Below are 21,381 nucleotides of genomic sequence, written 5' to 3' on the forward strand. Positions count from 1 at the left end.
CGGCCCGGCTGCGCGCCCGGATGGTCGACCCACACGACCACCACGATCGAGCACCAGAGGTCGGGAGTGCGGCGGCGGCTGTACGCGGTGGTGGTGTCCTCGGACAGGGCGGTGGACAGTGGGCCGCCATGGGCCAGAGGGGATGAGTGACCACCGGTTGCCGACCACGGCTTCGCTCGGGTCGGGGCTGCCGATGCGCGATTCGGTGAACCGTCCGTGGACTTCTTCTGCGACGTGAGCACCGTCTGGCTTCTCCATACCGGGCGAACGGCTTCACCGTGTCACCACATTGAGTGAACAGCTGTGCACTGGGCGTGAGAAATCGATTAGATCCTATTTCGTTCAGGTCCCCATCGCGATGAGGTGCGCATGTCGACGTTCGACGCTGTCCGGGATTCGTCCGCGGTGGCGATCGTGGGGGTGGGGTGTCGGCTGCCCGGTGGCGTGCAGTCGCTGGACGGGTTGTGGGAGGTGCTGGACGGCGGCGTGGACCTGGTCGGGACGGTGCCCGCGTCCCGGTTCGACAGCGTGGCGTTCGTGTCCGGGGGTGGTGTGCGGCCTGGGAAGTCGTACACGGCCGCAGGCGGTTTCCTGGACGACGTCGCCGGGTTCGACGCGGGGTTCTTCGGGATCTCGCCGAAGGAGGCTTCGCGGGTCGACCCACAGCACCGACTGGTGTTGGAGTGCGCGGTGGAGGCGTTGGACGACGCCGGGATCGCCGCAGCGGACCTGGCGGGCGGCGATACCGCCGTGCTGATCGGGGTGTCCTCGCACGACTACGGCGACCTGCAAATGCAGCGATCGCGTTCACTCAACCCGTATTCGTTGAGCGGGACAGCGGCCTGCAACGCGGCCAACCGAGTGTCCTACGCGCTGGACCTGCACGGCGAGTCGGCGGCGGTGGACACGGCCTGCTCGTCGGCGTTGGTGGCGGTGCACCGGGCGTGCGAGGTGCTGCGGTCGGGGCGCAGCGGCCTGGCGCTGGCCGGCGGGGTGAACGTGCTGCTGAGCCCGTCCGGGTTCATCGGGTTCTCGCAGGCGTCGATGCTGTCGCCGACCGGGCGCTGCCGGCCGTTCTCCGCCCGCGCGGACGGCTTCGTGCGCGCCGAGGGTGCGGGGGTGCTGGTGCTCAAGCCGTTGGCGGCTGCGCTGGCCGACGGTGACCGGGTGCACGCGGTGATCGCGGCGAGCGGCACCAACACCGACGGCCGCACCGGCGGGTTGGCGCTGCCCAACCCCCGGGCGCAGGCCGACCTGTTGGAACGGGTGTACAGCGAGGCGGACGTCGCACCGGAGGACGTGGCCTACGTCGAGGCGCACGGTACCGGCACGCAGGCCGGTGATCCGATCGAGTGCGCGGCGCTGGGCCAGGTGTTGGGACGGCGGCGCAACGGTGCAGGCCCGTTGCCGATCGGGTCGGTGAAGTCCAACCTGGGTCACCTGGAGGCCGCCGCGGGGGTGCCGGGACTGCTCAAGGCGGTGCTGGTGCTGCGCGAGCGGCGGATCCCCGCGACGCTGCACCTCGACGAGCCGCACCCCGAGATCGACTTCACCGGTCTGGGGCTGCGCCCGGTCGGCAACTCCTCGCCCTTGCCCTCGGGTGACGGACCCGCGGTGGTCGGGGTCAGCGGGTTCGGGTTCGGCGGGGTCAACGCCCACCTGGTGCTCACCGACGCGCCCCCGTTGCCCGCTTCGGACGTCGTGCCCCACGGCGCCTTGCCGGTCCTGGTCACCGCCCACACCGCCGAAGCGCTGACCGAGGCGGCTCGGCGATGGGCGGACCTGCTGGAGCGGACCGAGCCGGCCCGGTTCCACGACATCGCGTACACCTCGTGCCGGCGGCGGGGCAAGCACGGGCAGCGCATCGCGGTGCTGGCGACCGACCCCGGGCAGGCCGCTTCGGCACTGCGGGCGCTGGCCGACGGGGACGCGGTCCACGACGGGGCCGCCGCAGGGGCGGTTGCCGAGGGGCGCATCGGTTTCGTCTTCGACGGCAACGGCTCGCAGTGGGCCGGGATGGGCCGCGAACTGCTCGCGGAGGACCCCGCGTTCCGCGCCGAGGTCACCCTCTTGGACGAGGTGCTGACCCCGTTGCTGGGCTGGTCGGTGTCCGCCGAACTCGGCACGCCCGACCCCCGGCGGTGGGAGCGCACCGAGGTCGCGCAGCCGCTGCTGTTCGTGGTGCAGGCGGGGCTGGTCGCGGCACTGGCGGCGCGGGGCGTCACGCCGGCGGCGGTGACCGGGCACAGCGTGGGCGAGGTGGCCGCCGCCTACTGCGCCGGGGCGCTGGACCGGGCCGCCGCGTGCCGGGTGATCGCCGAGCGCAGCCGTGCCCAGGCCGCCACCGCCGGCACCGGGCGGATGGCCGCGATCGGCTTGGACGCCTCGAGCGCCGAACTTCTGCTGGCGGAGACGGGCTGGGCCGGAAAGGTGTGGGTCGCCGCGGTGAACAGCCCGCGTGACGTCACCGTGTCCGGCGCGGCAGAGGCCCTGGCGGCCTTGGCCGGGGTCGCGCAGGAACGCGGGGTGTTCTTCCGCGACCTGGAGTTGGACTACCCGTTCCACAGCCCGGTGATGGACGCGCTGCGCGACGACCTGATGACCGCACTGTCCACAATGGACTATGAGAGGTCTTCGATCCCCCTGGTGTCCACGGTCACCGGCGAGGTGGTCGACGGTGCGAGGCTGGACGCGGAGTACTGGTGGCGCAACGTCCGCCATCCGGTGCTGTTCGCCGACGCGGTCACCGCGCTGGTTCGGCGGCAGGGGTGCGACGTGCTGGTGGAGATCGGCCCTCATCCGGTCCTGGGCGCCTACCTGCGCCGCGTCACGGCCGACTCGGCCGCGCCGGTCGCGATCGTGCCCACCACCACCCGCGCGGTGGCCGGGACCACGGCGCTGGACGCCGCGCAGGCCAAGCTGCTGGCCGTCGGCGCGGGCGTGGACTGGACCGCGTTCTTCCCCCGACCGGGCCGCGTCGCGGACCTGCCCGCCCTCCCCTGGCAGCGCGAGCGGCACTGGAACGGCCACCCGGAGTGGTGGCTGGAAGGACCGGTGCGGGACGCCCAGCACCGGTCCAACCCGCTGCTGGGCGACCGGCACCCCGGCCCGGACCCGGTGTGGTCCCACGCCCTCGACCCGGACCGGCTGGGCTGGCTGGCCGACCACCGGGTCGGCGACGCCGTGGTGATGCCCGCCGCGGGACACCTCGACCTGGCGCTGGCCGCCGGTCGGGAGCTGTTCGACGGACCGGTGGAGCTGGTCCGCGTGGCGATCGGGCGGGCGCTGTCCCTGCCGTGGGACGACCGGGACGATGCGGACGATCCGGTCCACCTGCACACCGCGGTGGGCCGGGACGCGGGCCTGACGGTGTCCGCCCGCACCGGGGGCCACGGGGACTGGACCGACCACGTCCGGGGCCGGGTCCGCAGGTTGTTCGCCGAACGGCCGCCCGCGCTGGACGTGCCGGCGGTCGCCGCGCGCCTGGCGCGGACCATCACCGCCGAGGAGCACTACGCGGCCTGTGCCCGAGCCGGGTTGCCCTACGGACCGGCGTTCCGGACCGTGACGCGGCTGCGCGCCGGGGACGACGAGGTACTCGCCGAGTACACCGCCACGGTCGAGCCCGACGGCCGACACCAGGCGCACCCGACCCTGCTGGACGGCGCGTTGCAGGCGGTGCTGCTCCTGGTCTGCCGCACCGCCGATCCGGTCGCGTACCTGCCGGTGGGGTTCGACGCGGTCCGCTGCTGGGAGCCGATGCCCGCCAGCGGGGTGGTCCACGTGCGGCTCCGCGCCGCCGATCACCGGGAGGTGCGGTGGGACCTCGTGATCACCGATCCCGGCGGTGCCGTGGCGTTGGAGCTGTCGGGTTGTCGGGCACGCCGCTTCGCCGACGCCCGCCCGGCTGCCCGGACGTGGCTGGTGGAAACCCTCCGGGCGGCTCCACTGCCCGGCACACCCGCCGCCCCCAGCCCGCTGCCCGCGCCGCCTGCGGTGATGGCCGCCGCCGCGCCGGCCCTCGCCGCGCTGAGCGAGCAGTGGCAACCTCACGTCTTCGCCGACCTGCGCCTGCGCACGGCAGAGATGGTGGCGCACTTCACCGCCGCCGCCCTGCGGGAAGTGCTGCCCGACCGGGCCGACGTCACGATCACCGCCCTGACCGACGCCGGTGTGCTGCCCGAGCACCACCGGGTGCTCGCGGTCCTGATCGACCTGGCCGTGCGGCACGGCCTGCTCACCACCGCCGGCGCACAACGCTGGACGTGGGGCGCGGAACCGAGGGCGCACGAGGTGTTCCAAGCCGCGCTGGCCGACCACCCGCAGGAGGCCACCGCACACCTCGCCCACGGCGTGTGCGGGCGGCACCTGGCGGCCGTGCTCCGCGGGGAGCGCGATCCGCTGGACCTGCTGTTCGCCGAGCCGGACACCCTCGCCGCACGCCTGTACGACAGCTCCGGCCTGCTGCGCCACCACAACCGGGTGGCCGCCGAGCTGGTGCGGGCCCTGGTCGCCGAGTGGCCCGCCGACCGGCCGCTGCGGGTCCTGGAGGTCGGTGCCGGCACCGGAGGTGTGACCGCCTCGCTGTTGCCGCTGCTGCCGGCCGACCGCACCCACTACACCTACACCGACGTCTCCCCCGCGTTCTTCCCCGCAGCCGCGGAACGCTTCGCCGCCTTCGACTTCCTCGACCACCGCGTGCTGGACCTCGACGCAGACCCCGCCGGGCAGGGCTTCACCCCCGGCTCGTTCGACCTGGTGGTCGCCGCCAACGTGCTGCACGCCACCCGCGACCTGACCCGCGCCCTGCACCGGGTGCGTGAGCTGCTCGCCGAGGGCGGGCAACTGCTGGCACTGGAGTTCCACGACCTCGACGGGCTGGCGGCGACCTTCGGCCTGCTGCGCTCCTTCTGGGAGATCGAGGACCCCGGCCTGCGCCCCCTCGGTCCGGTGCCCGCGAGGGAGAGCTGGCCGGGGTTGTTGGCGGGCTGCGGCTTCCGCGACGTCGTGCAGACCGAGGACGACACCTGCGGTGGCCACTCCGTGTTCCTCGCCGCGCGGGGCGACCGGCCCGCGCCCGTCGCGGTGACCGCGCCCGATCCCGTCGTCGCGGGCACCCGGCGGTGGCTGATCGGTCGGCTGCCCGGTGCGGGCAGTCCCCCGGTGTCCGAGCAGGACGTGCTGGGCGCGCTCGGCGCTGCCGAGGCGCACCACGTCGTCGTCGAGGAGGACGCCCGCGGGTGGACCGCGCTGCTGTCGGGGGCGCGCGGCCCGGTCGAGGTCGTGCTGCTGGCCGGCACGTCCGAGGACGTCACGTCGTCCGAGGTGACCGAGCAGGCGGTGCGGCACTGCGCGGTGTTGCGCGCGCTGGCCGCCTCGGAGGTGTCCGAGCACGTCGAGGTCACGGTGTGGGTGGTGGTTCCCGCGCACCAGGGCAGCGCTCCCGTGCTGCCCGCAAGCGCGGCGGCCCTGTGGGGTGCGGCGCGGACGCTGGCCAACGAGCACCCCCGGTTGACCACGCGGCGGGTGGCCCTCGCCGGGACCGGCGGTGCCCTGGTCGGTCACCTCGTGCGGGAGTTGTCGGCACGGTCCGATGACGACGAGGTCCTGCTCACCGCGGGCGGGCGTTTCGTCCCCCGCCTCCACGCGCCGGTCGACTCGCTCGTGCCGTCGCGCGGCTCCTACACCCTCACCCTGTCCGACCACGGCCCCCGCTACCGCCTGGGTTGGCGGGAGGCGGCTGTGCCCGCGCCCGGAAGGGGCGAGGTGGTGGTCGCGGTCGAGGCCGCCGCGCTGAACTACCGCGACGTCATGATCGCCACCGGACTGGTGCCGGCTCCCCCGCGCCGCCGGTCGGACACGGCCGAGGTCGGGTTCGAGTGCGCCGGCGAGGTGGTCGCGGTCGGCGCGGGCGTCACCGGCACCACCCGCGGTGATCGGGTGGTCTGCGTGACGACGGGGTGCTTCGGCTCCCACGTCGTGGTGCCCGTCGAGCAGACCCTGCCGGTGCCGGCGCAGACGTCCTGTGCCGAGGCCGTGACCCTGCCGCTGGTGGCGTTGACCGTGCACCACGCCCTGCACCGGCTGGCACGCCTGACAGCCGGCGAGACGGTGCTGGTGCACGGCGCGGCCGGCGGAGTCGGCCTGGCCGCCCTCCAGTACGCCCGGCACGTCGGCGCCCACGTCATCGCCACCGCGGGCACCCCCGCCAAGCGCGACCTGCTGCACCTGCTCGGCGTCGAACACGTGCTGGACTCCCGCAGCCTGCACTTCGCCGACCAAGTCCGCGACCTCACCGACGACCGAGGCGTGGACGTGGTGCTCAACTCCCTCGCCGGCGAAGCCATGGTCCGCGGACTGGAAGTGGTCAAGCCGCACGGCCGGTTCGTGGAGCTGGGCAAGCGCGACTTCCTCGCCGACACCTCGCTGCCGCTGGCACCGTTCACCGAGAACCTGTCGCTGTTCAGCGTGGACCTCTCCGCCGCTTTCACCGAACCCGAGCACATGGCGACGGCCCTGGCGGAGGTGGACGGGGCGATCCGCTCCGGGACCTACCGAACGCTGCCCTACCGCGTCTACCCCGCCGGGCGCATCCGCGAGGCGTTCACCTGCGTGCAGCACTCCCGGCACACCGGCAAGGTCGTGATCACCTTCGACGAACCCGTCCCCGTCGCGGCGCAGCCCGTCCCGGCGGTTCTCGACGCCGACGCGGCCTACCTGATCACCGGCGGCCTGGGCGGGTTCGGCGCGGCCACCGCCCGACACCTGGCCGCCCGCGGCGCCCGCCACCTGATCCTGATCGGCCGACGCGGCCTGGGCACACCGGGGGCGCCCGGGCTCGTGGCGGCCCTGCGGGCGCTCGGCGCGCACGTCGAGGCGCACGCCGCCGACGCCGCCGACCCCGCCGCGATCGGCCGCGTCCTGGCCGGTCTGGACGCCTCCGGTCGACGGCTCGCCGGGGTGGTGCACGCGGCCATGGTCCTGCACGACGCGCCGTTGGTCGACCTCACCGACGACCGGCTGCGGACCGTGCTGGCGCCCAAGCTGACCGCCGGACACCTGCTCGACCGGCTCACCCGCCACCGCGAGCTGGACTTCTTCGTCGTCTACAGCTCGGTGGCCTCGTGCCTGGGCAACGTCCGCCAAGCACCTTACGTCGCGGCCAACGCCGCGCTGGAAGCGCTGGTCCGCGACCGTCGCAGGTCCGGGCTTCCGGGCCTGGCCGTCCAGTGGGGCGGCATCGGCGACACCGGCTACGTCCACCGCACCGGTCGCATCGAGGAACTGGGCAGGCTGTTCGACGTGATGCCCGTGGCCGAGGCCCTGCGGGAGCTGGACGACCTGCTGGACCGGCCCGATGCCGAGGTCGTGGTGGTCGGCGACATCCACTGGGACCGGGTGGCGCGGTTCCTGCCCGCCTTCGCCGCGCCGCGGACCGCCGCGGTGCTGTCCACCGAGGAGGACACCGCCGCCGACCGGCTGCGCGGCGCGCTGGCCGAGGCCGACCACGCCGAGGCCCACGCGCTCATCGAGGACGCCCTGACCGTGCTGCTCGCCCGGGTCCTGCAGACCAGCCCCGATCGCGTCGACCGGCGCCGCCGGCTCGACCAGCTAGGCGTGGACTCCCTGCTGGCCGCCGAGTTCACCACCGCGGTGAACCGGAGCCTGGGCTGCCACGTGGCCGTGGTCGAGATGGTCGGCGCTCCCAGCGTGACCGCGCTGGCGCAACGCCTGCACACCCGGCTCGGGCGGTCCGCGCCCGGCACCGACACCCCCGCCACCGGCGGCAGCGACATCCCCGACCAGCGTCCCGCCGCGCAGGCCGGACCGCGGTGACGGCCGTCGTCGGCACGATCGCCGTGCTCACCCCCCGTCCGCATGCGCGGTGGCGGGCGTACTGCCTGCCACCCGCCGGGCTGGGAGCGGAGTTCTACCTGCCCTGGTGCGCGGTCCTCCCGCAGGACGTCGAACTGTGCGCGGTGCGGCTGCCCGGTCGCGGCCCGCTGGCCGACCACCCCTGCGCCACCGACACCCGCGCCCTCACCGCCGCCCTGGCCGACCTCATCACCGCCCAGGCCGACCCCCGGCCGTTCACGCTGTTCGGTCACAGCCTCGGCGCCCTGCTCGCCTTCACCACCGCCTGCCGGCTGCAACGCGCCCACCGCCGCCCGCCGGCGCTGCTGGCCGTGTCCGGGTTCCCCCCACCCCAACTGGGCGCCTACCCCGCGATGGTGGGCGAACTGCTCGCCGCCGGGCACCTCGGCGCCGCCGAACTCCTCGGGTTCCGCGCGGACGCCCTCGACGACCCGGCGCGGCTGGCGACCGCGTACCTGCCCGTGGTGGGCGACCTCCTGTTGCTCCTGCAACACCGCCACCGCGACGAACCACCGCTGGACTGCGACCTCGCGGTCTACGGCGGCCACGACGACCCGGCGGCCACACCCGCCGAACTCGCGGCCTGGAACGACTTGGCCACCACCCCGACAACCCCGCGACTGTTCCCCGGCGGGCACACCTTCCCCGTCGCGCATGCCGAGGCCGTGACCACCCGGCTGCACCAGGACCTGCGCACGGCAGTCGGGGAGCACGCCTCATGACCGGCAGGTCCACCCCCGGCGGCGGACGGCGCTGGGCCGCCGCCGTCGTGGTCTGCTCGGGGGTGTTCCTGCTGGGCATGGACTTCACGGTGCTCAACGTCGCCATCCCCGACCTGCAACGCGACCTGGCGCCGTCCCTGTCCCAGGTGCAGTGGGTCGTCGACGGCTACGCCCTGGTCCTGGGCGGCACGGTGCTGGCCACCGGCGCGGTCACCGACCGGATCGGCCGCAGAAGGGCCTTCATCACCGGACTGGCCCTGTGCGGCGCCACCGCAGCCTGCGGCGCGCTCGCCGCCCACCCCTGGCAGGTGATCGCGGCCCGCGGCGGCATGGGCGCCGGCGCGGCGCTGCTGATGCCTTCCACCCTGTCCATCATCACCACCCTGTTCCACGAGCCCGCGCTGCGTCGCCGCGCCATCGCCGGGTGGGCGGCCGCCGCCGGCGTCGGCGGGATGACCGGACCGGTCGTCTGCGGGTGGCTGGTGGCTGGTGGAACTGTTCTCCTGGCGGGCCGGGTTCTGGGCCACCGTGCCGCCGGCAGTGGTGGGAATCGTCACCGCGCTGCTGGTGGTGCCCGAATCACGCGCGCCGCGGACGGCTCGCGTCGACGCGCCGAGCGTGGTGCTGTCCGCAGCGAGCCTGTTGGCGCTGGTCTGGGCCATCATCGAGAGCCCCGGTCGCGGATGGACCGACACCTCCGTGCTCGCCGGCTACGTCGTGGCCGCGGTGCTGCTGACGGCGTTCGCCGCCCGGCGGGCCCGCGCCCGCCACCCGATGCTGCCCCCGGCACTGCTGCGCAAGCCACGCGTCGGCATGGCCGCCCTCGCCCTGGCGATGATGTCCTTCGCCTTGTACGGCGCACTTTTCGTCATCACGCTGTACTTGCAAGGGGTCCTGGAGTACGGCCCGTGGGAGGCCGGGCTGCGCACCCTGCCGCTGGCCGTCGCGCTCACCGCGGGCGCGGGCACCGCGCTGCCCCTGCTCTCCCGGCACGGCGAGAAGCCGCCGATCCTGGCGGGACTGGGAGTCGTCAGCGCCGCGTTCATCGCACTGTCCACAACGGACGCGGACTCCGGCTACCCGCACGTGTTGTTGTTCCAACTCGTCGCGGGATTCGGTGCGGGCCTCGTCGCGACCGCGGGCACCGAGACGGTCATGGCCGCGACCCCGGCGGACCGGGCCGCGCTGGGATCGGCGATCAACGACAGCACGCGACAGGTCGGCGCCTGCCTCGGCGTCGCGGTCCAAGGCTCGATCCTCGCCGCCGCCTCCACCGCACACCCACCGGCCGACGCCTCGTTCCCCGACGTCCGGACAGAGGCCGAGCACCTGCCCGAACCGCTGCGGACCCGTTTCCTGGACGACGCCCGGGAAGCCTTCATCGACGGCATGACCTCCGCCGCCACCGTCGCCGCAATCGTCACCATCGCGGCCGCCGCGCTCATCTGGCGCTTCCTGCCCCACACCGCTCGACCACTGCCGAGAACCCCGGCGCACCACGACGACAGCGCCTGTTGAGGTCGGACATACCGACCTCTCCCGAGGACATCAGCATGACAGTCCAGCAACTCGACTCCACAGAACCCAGGGCACATCAGAGTCGCCGTGGTCAGGTGGATGCCGCCCGCAGTCGGGGTGGGGCTTTTGTTGCCGAGGGCGAAGTCCACCGTTTCGGGTCGGTGTTCGGACAGGGCCGGGACGTCGTGGGTCAGGTATCGGTCGACCGGGTTGCCCGGTGGAGTTCCGGGCGGCGGGGCGGCAGCCTCAGTTGGGCGTAGTCCCAGTCGTCGCTGAGGTCGACGTCCGCGACGTCGGTGTCCGCGGGGCGGGTCTGCGCCATACACGACGTGAGGACAACCGTGCACGTTCACCGCAGCGATTGCCCTGTGGGCGCTACGGTCGCGAGCGCACAGCCAACCGGGCTTGCCTTCCATCCGGCGGTCCGGACGGTCATCCCGATCGCCGAAGCGACCGGACACCGGGGTGCGGGTGACGAGTGAGGTCATCCGGTGTCCGGTCGCGAACAGGATCAGGCGTTGTGGATCTTCCAGTCGGCGACGTCCTGGCTGCGGTTGTAGTAGGCGTTGGTGCACACGTCGAGCTTGCCGCCGTCGGTGGCGTGGCCGTTGGTCTCCAGGAAACCGCCGTTGTCGCCGTAGAGGTTCCACAGGTGGATCACGCCACCGGCCCGGACCGTCTGATCGGCGGGCGAGCCGGAAGTCTGGGCATAGAGCCGCCAGCGACCGGTGCCGGCGGCGCGATCCTTGGCCGTGGAAGTGGAGACGTTGTACTTGCCCCCGGCGCTCTTCTGGGATGCGTTGGCATGCCCGTTGGTGTCGAGGTAACCGCCGTCACCGCCGTAGAGGTTGCGCAGGTGGACCACGTCACCGCTCACCACGGGGCTGCCGTTCGCCTTGCCCGAGGCGGACAGGATCTCCCAGGTGCCCGTGCCCGCCCCACGAGTGGCCGTGTCGGCGGTCGAGACGGCGTACTTGGCGCCTGAGTCGGTGCTGTGCCCATTGGTGTCCAGGTAGCCGCCACTCCAACCGGCATACCCGTTCTGAAGGTGGATCTTCGCGCCGTAGACGAGTTCGTTGACCATGCAGCTACTCCTCCGATAGTGAACACGGCATCCCGACCGCCACCGGGCACACCGGGCGGAAACGCGGGACACGGCTTCAACCCTGCCAGGGGCGAACCCGTGGCCGCCCGGTCCTTCACACCGACGCTGTTGATCAACACCTGAACGGTGCACAAGTCCACAGCGACACCCGCGCACAGTGGCACATCACATGGTGAACACCACCCGGTTGCGCGGACTCAGCCGGAACCGACATCGCGGCTCAGCCGAATCGGACGGTCATGACCAATAGATCCCTTATGGATCCGGATAAGACCGCGATCTCCCTCGCCGACGCGTCCCTCATGCGGTTCCGCCAGACGACATCAGCTGTAGGAGGAGGCCGGCACCAAGCTGACCCGCGCGGAGCAGACCGCGCGGGAGCACCAGGCCAAGACGACCCGGCTGGACGAGATCGAGTACCAACAACACAGAGCGGTTCCGTGTCAGTCATGTAGCCCAGTGCCACCAGTGGGGTGAGCGACCTCGCTGTACGAGGCCACCTCGCCGACTACGACGTCAGGCGGTGCACCGGACCACCGCCATGTCCCTCTCCCTGCCGTCCAGGAATGTCCAGGAACGTCCAGGAACCCGAGAGGCCTGGTCAACGGGCGGCTGAACTGCAGTCACGGGAACGACGTGACTTCCGATCGGAGACGAAGGTGGCGAGATCATGGCACGAAGGCGCTGGCCGTGCTTTGCGCGCTCGCGTAGTGGCGCTGCGGTCGGGGCGTGTGAAGCCGGTGGCGTCGCAGCGGAAGGCGAGATCAGGTTCGTCGACCAGTCGTACGGTCTGTTCTGGATCGGGATCATCAGCGATGCCCCCGGCGGTGAGGTGTGCTGCGATGTGGGGCCAGCAGGTGGTCCTCGCGCAGATAAAGGTTGCGCGGCGCGTCCTCCGTTCGGGGCGGGCGGTGGTGTGGCCGTGGCGGCAGCGGTAGGCCGCACGACCGTGGTCGTGCGGTTCCACACCTGTGACCGGTGTAGCGCGGATTGCCCAGGACCTCCACCACCGTGCGCAACGACCAGCCGTGGTCGTCCCGGCGTCCGTTGCGGGCCGGGTCGGCGCCCGTAGAGCTGGGCACGGATCGCTCGTTGAGGTGGCGGACGATACCCGCGGCACTGTGCCCCGCCAGGCGCAAGGAGCAGATCAGCTCCCACCACGGGTGCCGTGGCCGGGTGCGGCACCAGCCGCTGCCGCCGCACACCGCGACGCGCCAACGCCCGGTTCGGATGCGGCCCGGCGTCGACCAGACGGCAGCCGTAGGGCGGCCGGTCACCGAGGTAGCGCCCCTGCTCGACCGTCTGCATCCGCATGGCGATGACGACCCGGTGCCGGAACCCAGCACCCCTGTCTGTGAGCGCGCCGCGAGCAACGACAGCAACGCCTCGTGCGAGGGGTCGTCGAAGTCCACCGGCCCTTCGGCTTCGGGCAGCCACAGCTGTACCCGTACCGCTCCAGCACCGCCCGCAGCTCCCGCACCTGCGCCGTGTCGAGGAACGCGCGCTCGTACTCGCCGACCACCACGTCGACCCGATCCGCGTTCGCCGCGATAGCGCAGTCGGCGTTGTTGTTGCTCGGCGGGGTTGCACTGCCGTTCGCTTGTGCAAATAGGTCCGTGTCGTTTCGGCCGGGTCGGGCTTAGCTTCGGGCGGTGGCGAACGAACTGACGATTCCGGCCCTGCCCTGTCCTTCCATCGACGAGATCGCGTCGTTCTACGAGATGCTCGGCTTCGAGGTGACCTATCGGCAGACGCGGCCGAACCCGTACCTGGCGGTGCGGCGGGACGACATCAACCTGCACTTCTTCGGCATGGACGACTACGACCCGGCGCAGTCCTACAGCTCGTGCATCGTCGTCGTGCCGGACATCCACGCGTTGTTCGAGGAGTTCGCGGCGGCCATGCGCAAGACGCACGGGAAGCTGCTCACCTCCGGCATCCCGCGGATGACCCGGCCCCGGCTCCGCAACGACCGCTACACCGGATTCACGGTCATCGATCCGGGTGGCAACTGGATCCGGATCACCAGGGCGCAGGCGGAACCCGAGCCCACGACCCGGTTGGCCAAGGCCATGGAGAACGCCGCGCGCATGGCCGACTCGCACGGTGACGACCGCCAGGGGTTGAAGATCCTGGAAGGCGCGCTGAAGAAAGCGGTCGGCGACGAGCCGGAGTTCCAGGCGGCCACCGAGTACCGGGACGAGCTGGTCGAACGGGTCAGGGGGTCTGCGCCGCGTCCAGGCGCTTGAGCACGGCGCGGACCACCTCGGGGTCGTATGCCCGTGCCGTGTACGCATCCTTGCTGAGCCCGAAGACGAACACCCGGTCCCCCGGCAGGTAGGTGTTCATGAGGAACCCGTAGTCCCCCTGGACGTTCTTCCGGACGGCGTGCCCTATGACCATCCCGGTGACCCGGGTCAGTGCCTTGCCCGGCCGGGTGGTGGCGCTGCGAGAGTCCATCGTCCCGACACCGGGGTCGTAGTACACGAGCTGCCGGTCGGACTTCACGGCGATGTCGTAGAGCCGGGCGACATTCGTGTCACCCGGCTCGGGCTCGTTGCACGTGCCGTCGAGGCACAGGGCGAGGTTCCTGCGGTCCGGAACACTCATGGCGACGTCCTCGATTCATCTCCGACGAGTCGCCATACAACGAACGTCGGGGTGTCCGGCGGTGGAGTGCCCTCCAGTTCGGCCTTGGCCGCCGCGCGCGCCAGTGGTCGATGACGGGCGACTGCTGCTCGCCGAACCGCACGACCTGCCGCTGATCGCCTTGTGCTCCGGTGCGCCGGACGACTTCTGGACGTTCCACGACACCGACCTGCGCCCGTCATCACCGCTGCTGTCGGCGCGGCAGTGGACCACGCTGTTGCTGGGCAGCGACTTCAGCACCGCGACCCGCCTCGGAGGCGAGGAGGACGACCCGGACCCCGCGTTCTCGGTGACCGTCGCCCGGCGAAAGCCCCGCCCGGCCTCGGCACCGTCCCTGCCGACCGGCACGAAGCCGTTCCACTGGGTCGTCGTTGCCGAGGATCCGGACGACCCGGTGGTCGCGCCGCTGACGCGACGCCTGGACCAGGCCGGGTCGGTACGCACCACCTCCCTGAGCGACCAGACCGGCCACTGGAGTGCCGTGCTGCCGACCGGCCCGACCGCCGCGACCGCCGTGCGCCTGGTCGTGCTGCTCGACAGCTCTCACGTGGGCTCGGCGGGGCACCGCTCGATCGTCGACCAAGCCGTCCACCGCACGGCCGCGCTCAGTGCGATCGTCACCGCGTACCGAGGAACGAACGCGACCGATCAAGCGGCGCTGTGGCTGGTGACCAGGCCTTGCGGTGCGCTGCCGGACGCCGCGACCCACGTCGCCGACGCCGCGCCCTGGGGCGCCGCGCGCTCGCTGGCCAACGAGCACCCGGAGATCACCGTCCGCCGTCTCTCCCTCGACCGGAGCCATGACTCCGACGCCGACGCGCACCGACTGGCGTGGGAGCTGCTCTCGCCGACCGATGACGACGAGATCGTCCTGACCCGCAACGGCCGCTTCACCGCCCGTGTCCTCGACCACCCCGCCCGCGTCACCCGGCCCGCACAACGCGACGCGTACTTGTTGGCAGTGCGGAACACCGGTCTGGACCACCGAGGTGACGACGACCTTGCCCAGGTGCCGTGAGTGGCGCAGTGCGCGGAAGGCCGCGTCGACATGTGTGTTCGGGTAGACCTGGTGCGGTAGTGGTCGAAAAGTAGCCGGAGTAACTCCGTGTGGCGCTGGTGTCGGCTCAGCGCCACGCGGACGGCGAACGCGTGTCAGTCGATCCGCACGACGACCTTGCCCCGGACACCGCCCTGCTCCAGCGCACGGTGCGCGCCCGCGATCTGCTCCAGGGGGAACACCCGGTCCACCTGCGGGCGGACCGCCCCGGACGTGACCCAACGGCCGAGTTCGGCGAACAGCGGAGCGGTCGGGTTGCCGCTGAAAGCGCGCACCCAGCGGCGACGGTGGGTCGCGTGGGCGGCGATGTAGGCCAGTGAGCGGACCGGGTGGTCGAGGTCGAACGCGATCGTGACGACGCGCCCGCGCGGGGTGAGCAGGCGGCGGAAGGCCGGCAGGTCGATGCCGACGGTGTCCAGGACGACGTCGAAGCGGCCCAGGTCGCCGGGGGCGCGGTAGTCGCGCACGTCGTCCGCGCCGAGGTCCTTCGCCAGGTCCAGGTTGTGCGCGCCGGCCAGTCCGGTGACATGCGCCCCCATCGCCTTCCCCAGCTGCACGGCGACGTACCCGACGCCGCCGGTCGCGCCACGGACCAGCAGCCGCTCGCCGGGCGCGAGGGCGGCGACGTCGCGCAGCGCGGTGATCGCCGTGGTCCCGGTGGGCAGCGCGGCGGCCTGCACCGCGTCGAGCCCGGCGGGGACGTGGTCGAGCCGGTCGGCGCGCACGGCGGCGTACTCGGCGGCCGACCCCATCCGCCGGCCGCACAGCCCCCACACCAGGTCGCCCGCCGCGAACCTGCCGGACGCGGTGACGACCTCGCCGACCAGGTCGATCCCCACCCATTTCGGGAACCGCCTGCCGCTGAAGGGGCGCAGCCGGCCGGCGCGCAGAGCCAGTTCGCCTCCGTTGACCGACACCGCCCGCACGCGCACCAGAACCTCGCCGGGGCGTGGGCGCGGCACCGGCCCGGTGGTCACGGACAGGACCTCGGGCGGTCCGTAACGGTCGAAGGTGGCCAGTCGCATCGAAGTGGAAGACATGCTCCACTTCTAGCAAGCAGAACCGGGCGGGGTCTTCCGCTCCGCCTGAAGTGAGAGTCGTGCCGACGACATCATCCCGCTTGCGCACGGACGCGGCCGTCAACCGGGCCCAGATCCTCGACACGGCCCCGCGGTGCGGTTCGTGACAACCGCTCTCCCGACACGTCGCGTCGACGCCCACCCGGTCAGGATCTCCGTCTCGCACCCGGTGCCGCCACCGCCGGCCGGGCGTCGCGTACGTGGCCCCGCCCCATGAACGGCCTGTGCCGCTCCGATACGCGGGCCGGCGGCGGTGAACGCGGACAGGCGGCGGCTGTTGACGGCCTAGCCGGACGACCGGGTGGACAGGGTGTTCCTCGCCCAGTCGGCGAGGGTCGTTGTTGGTATGCCCAGGTGTGCGGCGAACTTTGGACGCGCCGGCGCGGGATGGGCACTCATGTGCTGCTGCGATTGGAAGAGCGCGGTGAGGAGGCCCTGCGCGCGAGCGGGTTCCGGGCTGGGGGCCAGTTCGATGTCGGTCCCGAGTTCCCGGGACAGGATCTGTGCGGCGTCGCGGAAGCTCAGGACGTCTCCGGCCAGTTCCAACTCGACGCCGTGGAAGCGTTCTGGGTCTGCGAACGCCGCGGCGGCGGCGGTTCCGATGTCGTCCACCGCGACGAAAGGGTGTGCGACGTCGGGGTCGCCGGCGACGACGAGTCGGTTCGAGGTCATGTCGGCGAAGTAGGGCGACGGTCGGACGAAGTTCTCCATGAACGCGCCCGGCCTGAGGATCGTCCACCGTGGAAAGCCCGCGGTGCGCACGAGATCCTCGACCGCGGCCTTGCTGCGATAGTAGTGCCGTGTGAAGGAGCCCCAGCGCTGCTCGTCGAAGTGCTCGACGTCGATCGTGCCGGCGCCCGAGACCGAGGTGTGCACCACGTGCCCTACCCGCGCCCGTCGGGCGGCCTCGACCAGGTTGCGGCCGTGGCGGACTTCGGAGTCGCCCAGCAGGTCGGCGATGTCGGGCATCTGCACCGAGAACACCGCGCGAGCGTTGTCGAGGGCCGCTTCCAACGACCGGACGTCGTCCAGGTCGCCTCGCACGAGAACGGCTCCGAGTCCACGCAGGGCGGCGGCGCGCTCGGTGTCGGTGTCCCGCACCAGAGCGTGAACCGGGACGTGGGAGGCGAGCAGCGCGCGCACCACGGCGCCCCCCTGTTTGCCGGTCGCTCCGGCGACCAGCACGAACGACGGTGATGTGGGCACGGCTGCCCCTCCGATCAGCAAGTGGGGTGGTACCCCGTTTTCTATGGGCTACGATATGGGGTGCCACCCCGTTTGTCCAGTGAAAGGTCACCCCGATGGCGAGCAGTGGGCCCAGGTCGCAGCGGGCGGACTGGCAGCGCAACCACGAGCGGCTCCTGGCGGCGGCCCGGCCCCTCGTCGCCCGGGACGGGGCCCAGGTCTCCCTCGAGCAGGTCGCCCGCGAGGCCGGCGTGGGCTCGGCCACCCTGCACCGGCACTTCCCGTCCCGACGCGCCCTGCTCGACGAAGTCTTCCGCGAGGCCGTCGAGCACCTGCGCCGGCGAGGTGACGAACTGGTCGACGGCGACCCCGGCGCGGGACTCCTCACATGGTTGGAAGAACTGACCGTAGCCGCTGTCGAAACCCGTGGCCTGACCGCGTCGCTGGAGGCCGACGCAGACGGCGGGCCCTCATCCGCAGCGGACTGCCACGGCGTGGTGCGAGAGGCGACCGTGCACCTGATGGACCGAGCGCTCGCGGCGGGTGCCGTACGACCGGGAACCTCACCGGACGACCTGCTCGCCCTCGTAACGGCCATTTCCCTGGCCAACGAAGGCAATCCGGCAGCGGCACGCCGACTGCTCCGCCTCGCCTGCGACGGCGTCCGGCCCTGAGCCGCCACCGGGATCCGGCGGTGCGCGGGTTTCCGCGCTGGTCCGTTGCGCACTGGCCTCGATCCACACCGGCAACCGGTCCAGGGTCACTCGCGGGTGCTCAGTGCGGAGCTGCCGCCACCGTGACGCCGGTGCCGTCGTCGTTGCCCGAGATGAACGAAGCGAGTTTCCGGCCTTGCTCGGCAACGGCGACGTGCTCGGTCCTGGTGAACGGCCGCAGTGGGGTGACGGCAACAGTTCCCTCTGCTGCCGTCCATGTGCCGGCGACCCGACCGTCCACCAGGACGAAGCGCGCGCCGGTGACCGACAGGCCGCGGTGGGCGTCGTCGATGATCCGGCTGCGGTCGTGGTAGCCGAGCACTGCGTTGTCGAAGGCGGGCAGGAACCGGACAGGGGCGGGCGTGTCGGGGTCGGGCCGCGGCGCGTCGGGGAGGTCGAGCAGTTGCCTGCCCCGTTCGTCCCGAAAGGTCACCAGCTTCTCGCGGATCGCGGCGACCGCGCCGGGGAGCCCGGCGAGTCCGCACCACGCGCGCAGGTCGGCCACGGTGGCAGGTCCGAAAGCGGCCAGGTAGCGCGCGGCCAGTGTTTCGCCGACCGGGTCGGTGCCGTCCGGGGCAGGCGGGTCGATCTCCCGGCCCAGCCAGGAGGAGAGCAAGGCCGTACGTGCGCCCGCCTTCGTCCGCCAGAGTCCGCGCGGTGGCAACTGGACAGTCGGGACGAGGGCGACGACCGCCATCTCGCCCAGCGCCCGCGGTCCGGTGGCGGGCCAGCGCGTGGCGAGCGTCCGGCCGACTTCGGGCATCGTGCGGGGTTCGTCCTCGGCGAACACCGCTCGAGCCGCCGCCGCGAGTTCTTCGAGGTTCACCCCGTCGAACTCGCGGCGGTAGACGCCGAGTACCCGTTGGCGCAGCATGAGGTCGTGGCGGGCGCGCCACTCCACGGCGTCCCTGGCGGTGACCAGGTGGACGGTGCGGCGCATGAGGTGGGTGCGCGCCACACGCCGCCCGGTCAGCAGGTCGTCCAGTGCCGCCGGGTCGAACGCGCGCAGCCGTGACCAGAGCCCGACGAACGGTTCCTGGGGTTCCTGCGCCTGCATACCGCACAGGTGCGCCACGGCGTCGAGCACCGGCAGTTCCGCACGATCGAGCAGCAGCTGCCGGGCGAGCGTCGCCCGGTTGAGAGCCCGGGTGCTCAGCACGGCCATCGTCAGCCCGCTGCCCGTTCGGCGGCTCGGCGACGGCGCAACGCCGGGTCTGCGAGAGCCGGTGGGACGTAGGCGATGTCGAGCGGGCCGAGGTCGGTGCCCGGCGGCACGACACCGTCGATCCGGTCGAGCACCTCGTCGTCCAGGGTGGTGGTGGCACCGGCCAGCAGGTCCTCGAGCTGCCGCGTGGTCCGCGGGCCGATGATCGCGGAGGTGACGCCGGGGTGGGTCACGGCGAAGGCCATCGCCAGGTGGGTCAGCGAGAGGCCGGCCTCCCGGGCCAGCGGCAGCAGCTCCTCCACCGCGTCGCGCTTGCGCTCGTCGGTCATGTGCCGGGGCACCCAGTGCATCTTCTGCGGGTCCTGCACCGGGTCGCCCTTGCGGTAGCGGCCGGTGAGCAGCCCCATCCCCAGTGGGCTCCACACCAGCACGCCCATGCCGAAGCGCGAGCAGGTGGGCAGGATCTCGCGCTCGATGCCGCGGTTGAGGATGGAGTACGTCGGCTGCTCGGTGCGGAAGCGCTGCAGCCCGCGCCGGTCCGCGACCCACTGCGCCTCGACGATCTCCGAGGCCGGCAGGTTGGAGGAACCGATGGCGCGGACCTTGCCGCTGCGGACCAGGTCGGTCAGCGCGGACAGGGTTTCTTCGAAATCGGTCTGCGGGTCGGGGTGGTGGATCTGGTAGAGGTCGATGTGGTCGGTCTTCAGGCGCCGCAGCGAGTGCTCGACCTCGCTGACGATCCAGCGCCGGGAGCTGCCGCGGCGGTTCGGGTCGTCTCCCATCGGGCCGTTGACCTTCGTGGCCAGCACCACGTCATCGCGACGCCCCTGAAGCGCGGCGCCCACGATCTCCTCGGAGACCCCATGGGGGCCGTAGACGTCGGCGGTGTCGATGAAGTTGATTCCCGCATCCAACGCCCTGTGGACGATCCGGGCGCAGTCGTCGCGGTCGGGGTTGCCGATGCCGAAGTTCATGGTGCCGAGGCAGTAGGGGCTGACCTGGATTCCGGTGCGGCCGAGTGGGCGCGTCCTCATTGCGGTGGTGTCCTATCACGTGTGGGCGATGACCGTGGTCCGGAAGACCACGCGCGGCGAGGGCGAACCCCGCTCCACGCGCCCACCGTCGCAGGGGAAGCGGTCGGTTTGCGTCCTCTACCCCGACGCGTGATCAGCTTGGAGGAGGTCGACACCCACTCCTTCCGCGAACACCGCCGCCGGAGACGAGGTGAGAAGCCGAAGCTCCGGTTGCGCGGTCCCGCCGTGCCGGATCAAGTGGTCCCCCCGGCGCGTGCGGCGCGGCGAGCCAGCTCGGTGAAGGCTTCCCGCAGAGGCGGCGGGCCGACCACCTCGATCTCGGCGTCGAAGCGTGCCAGCCGCGCCGCGAGCGAGGCCCAGGACCAGGACCCGGTCGTCAGCCTGGTCCTCGTGGGACCGACCGCTTCGGCGACCCCGTCTCCGGCGAACGGAGCCACCTCGGTGACGGGGAGCCCGAGGACCACCTCACCCTGGCACGGCCAGGCGTTGACGCTGTCGGATCCCTTGAACCGCGCGGACAGGAAGGTGACGACATCCCCACCGGGCACCTGCCGCGGGGTGAAACGCGGTCCGTTGGGGACGCGGAGCGCCATCCGGTCCACACGGTGGATGCGCCAGTCCTCGCGTTCCGCGCTCCACCCGACGAGGTACCAGCGACCGGCCCGGATCACCAGGTGGTGCGGCTGCACCCGGCGGGGCTGCTGCGCCTGCCCGTCTTCGCGGCCCGGTGAGCGGTAGTCGAACCGCAACTCCTCGCAGGCCCGGATGGCACTGCTCACCGCGAGCAGCAGTTCGATGTCCACCTGCGGGTCACCGCCGCGCCCGGTCGATTCGACGGCGGTGATCTCGAGGGTGTCGACGCGATGGCGCAGCCGGGACGGCAAGACCTGGCGCACAGTCGCCAGAGCCCGCACGGCGGCTTCCTCGATGCCCGCACCCGCTCCCACCGCGATCCGCAGCGCCACGACGAGCGCGATCGCCTGCTCCTCGTCGAACAGCAGCGGCGGCACCTGACTGCCCGCGTCCAGCTGGTAACCGCCGTCCGGACCTTTCACCGCACGGATGAGGTAGCCGAGCTCGCGCAACCGGTCGACGTCCCGGCGCACGGTGCGTTCACTGACGCCCAGTCGCTGGGCGAGCTGTGGTCCGGGCCAGTCGCGACGCACCTGCAACATCGACAGCAACGCGAGCAACCGGCCGGAGGTGGTCGTCGACGAGGAGATCGGCATGGTCCTCATCGTGACACCACTAGCGGACGTTCCTCGTCCGCTACCCCCGT

At 72.3% G+C, this 21,381-nt stretch carries 14 protein-coding genes and 1 pseudogene; 7 read left to right on the plus strand and 8 right to left on the minus strand.

The genetic code is table 11. The annotated features are described in order from the left end of the window. Nucleotides 1-369: 369 nt before the first annotated feature. The 4 genes and pseudogenes from FHS29_RS35465 (at nt 370) to FHS29_RS35475 (ending at nt 10,115) form a co-directional block, all read left to right on the plus strand. Entirely contained in the window at nt 370-7,836 is a 7,467-nt protein-coding gene (locus FHS29_RS35465) for a type I polyketide synthase (protein ID WP_184698960.1), read from the plus strand. After that, nucleotides 7,833-8,597, plus strand: coding sequence for a thioesterase II family protein (locus FHS29_RS35470; RefSeq protein ID WP_184698963.1), 765 nt, complete (start codon nt 7,833-7,835; stop codon nt 8,595-8,597). Before FHS29_RS35465 ends, FHS29_RS35470 begins: the two co-directional genes overlap by 4 nt. 77 nt (nt 8,598-8,674) lie before the next feature. Continuing rightward, nucleotides 8,675-9,007: pseudogene (locus FHS29_RS38595) on the plus strand (MFS transporter); the annotation flags it as partial. A gap of 76 nt (nt 9,008-9,083) precedes the next feature. Further along, on the plus strand, nt 9,084-10,115 hold the full coding sequence (locus tag FHS29_RS35475) for an MFS transporter (RefSeq protein WP_281391826.1): 1,032 nt from the start codon (nt 9,084-9,086) through the stop codon (nt 10,113-10,115). Nucleotides 10,116-10,626: 511 nt separating this feature from the next. On the opposite strand, the gene FHS29_RS35480 is transcribed toward FHS29_RS35475, so the two are convergent. Continuing rightward, nucleotides 10,627-11,199, minus strand: coding sequence for a hypothetical protein (locus FHS29_RS35480; RefSeq protein ID WP_184698965.1), 573 nt, complete (start codon nt 11,197-11,199; stop codon nt 10,627-10,629). A gap of 830 nt (nt 11,200-12,029) precedes the next feature. Next, on the minus strand, nt 12,030-12,632 hold the full coding sequence (locus tag FHS29_RS38600; RefSeq protein ID WP_376774517.1) for a recombinase family protein: 603 nt from the start codon (nt 12,630-12,632) through the stop codon (nt 12,030-12,032). Between the two features lie 240 nt (nt 12,633-12,872). Here FHS29_RS38600 and FHS29_RS35490 point away from each other — a divergent pair, with 240 nt between their 5' ends. After that, nucleotides 12,873-13,469, plus strand: coding sequence for a bleomycin resistance protein (locus FHS29_RS35490; RefSeq protein ID WP_184698968.1), 597 nt, complete (start codon nt 12,873-12,875; stop codon nt 13,467-13,469). Here the strand turns inward: FHS29_RS35490 and FHS29_RS35495 are convergent. Then, nucleotides 13,438-13,830: a phospholipase effector Tle1 domain-containing protein gene (locus FHS29_RS35495; protein WP_184698970.1), complete on the minus strand. Its 393-nt coding sequence runs from the start codon at nt 13,828-13,830 to the stop codon at nt 13,438-13,440. The genes FHS29_RS35490 and FHS29_RS35495 overlap by 32 nt on opposite strands. 103 nt (nt 13,831-13,933) lie before the next feature. Between FHS29_RS35495 and FHS29_RS35500 the strand changes: the two genes are divergently transcribed. Continuing rightward, a complete protein-coding gene (locus tag FHS29_RS35500) occupies nt 13,934-14,887 on the plus strand; it encodes a Rossmann-fold NAD(P)-binding domain-containing protein (protein WP_184698972.1) in 954 nt (317 codons plus the stop codon). A 134-nt stretch (nt 14,888-15,021) separates the two neighbouring features. Here the strand turns inward: FHS29_RS35500 and FHS29_RS35505 are convergent, their stop codons facing one another. Together FHS29_RS35505 and FHS29_RS35510 are read right to left on the minus strand one after the other, a co-directional pair. After that, a complete protein-coding gene (locus tag FHS29_RS35505; protein ID WP_184698974.1) occupies nt 15,022-15,966 on the minus strand; it encodes an NAD(P)-dependent alcohol dehydrogenase in 945 nt (314 codons plus the stop codon). 324 nt (nt 15,967-16,290) lie between these two features. After that, on the minus strand, nt 16,291-17,190 hold the full coding sequence (locus tag FHS29_RS35510; protein ID WP_312865251.1) for an NmrA/HSCARG family protein: 900 nt from the start codon (nt 17,188-17,190) through the stop codon (nt 16,291-16,293). 116 nt (nt 17,191-17,306) lie between these two features. Between FHS29_RS35510 and FHS29_RS35515 the strand changes: the two genes are divergently transcribed. Then, nucleotides 17,307-17,864, plus strand: coding sequence for a TetR/AcrR family transcriptional regulator (locus tag FHS29_RS35515; protein ID WP_184698976.1), 558 nt, complete (start codon nt 17,307-17,309; stop codon nt 17,862-17,864). Between the two features lie 100 nt (nt 17,865-17,964). On the opposite strand, the gene FHS29_RS35520 is transcribed toward FHS29_RS35515, so the two are convergent. The 3 genes from FHS29_RS35520 to FHS29_RS35530 all read right to left on the minus strand — a co-directional run bounded on the left by FHS29_RS35520 (nt 17,965) and on the right by FHS29_RS35530 (nt 21,331). Next, a complete protein-coding gene (locus FHS29_RS35520; RefSeq protein ID WP_184698978.1) occupies nt 17,965-19,068 on the minus strand; it encodes a winged helix DNA-binding domain-containing protein in 1,104 nt (367 codons plus the stop codon). Nucleotides 19,069-19,070: 2 nt separating this feature from the next. Further along, nucleotides 19,071-20,102: an aldo/keto reductase gene (locus FHS29_RS35525; protein WP_184698980.1), complete on the minus strand. Its 1,032-nt coding sequence runs from the start codon at nt 20,100-20,102 to the stop codon at nt 19,071-19,073. A 233-nt stretch (nt 20,103-20,335) separates the two neighbouring features. Beyond that, on the minus strand, nt 20,336-21,331 hold the full coding sequence (locus FHS29_RS35530; RefSeq protein ID WP_184698989.1) for a helix-turn-helix transcriptional regulator: 996 nt from the start codon (nt 21,329-21,331) through the stop codon (nt 20,336-20,338). Nucleotides 21,332-21,381: the final 50 nt, after the last annotated feature.

This window comes from Saccharothrix tamanrassetensis (assembly GCF_014203665.1).
In the GTDB taxonomy this organism is placed as follows: domain Bacteria; phylum Actinomycetota; class Actinomycetes; order Mycobacteriales; family Pseudonocardiaceae; genus Actinosynnema; species Actinosynnema tamanrassetense.

What these genes read in the sequence shown, in the direction of transcription:
- FHS29_RS35465 (WP_184698960.1), top strand. Translation starts at nt 370, where the DNA reads ATGTCGACGTTCGACGCTGTCCGGGATTCGTCCGCGGTGGCGATCGTG.
- FHS29_RS35480 (WP_184698965.1), bottom strand. Translation starts at nt 11,199, where the DNA reads ATGGTCAACGAACTCGTCTACGGCGCGAAGATCCACCTTCAGAACGGG.
- FHS29_RS35495 (WP_184698970.1), bottom strand. Translation starts at nt 13,830, where the DNA reads ATGAGTGTTCCGGACCGCAGGAACCTCGCCCTGTGCCTCGACGGCACG.
- FHS29_RS35505 (WP_184698974.1), bottom strand. Translation starts at nt 15,966, where the DNA reads ATGTCTTCCACTTCGATGCGACTGGCCACCTTCGACCGTTACGGACCG.
- FHS29_RS35515 (WP_184698976.1), top strand. Translation starts at nt 17,307, where the DNA reads ATGGCGAGCAGTGGGCCCAGGTCGCAGCGGGCGGACTGGCAGCGCAAC.
- FHS29_RS35520 (WP_184698978.1), bottom strand. Translation starts at nt 19,068, where the DNA reads ATGGCCGTGCTGAGCACCCGGGCTCTCAACCGGGCGACGCTCGCCCGG.
- FHS29_RS35525 (WP_184698980.1), bottom strand. Translation starts at nt 20,102, where the DNA reads ATGAGGACGCGCCCACTCGGCCGCACCGGAATCCAGGTCAGCCCCTAC.
- FHS29_RS35530 (WP_184698989.1), bottom strand. Translation starts at nt 21,331, where the DNA reads ATGCCGATCTCCTCGTCGACGACCACCTCCGGCCGGTTGCTCGCGTTG.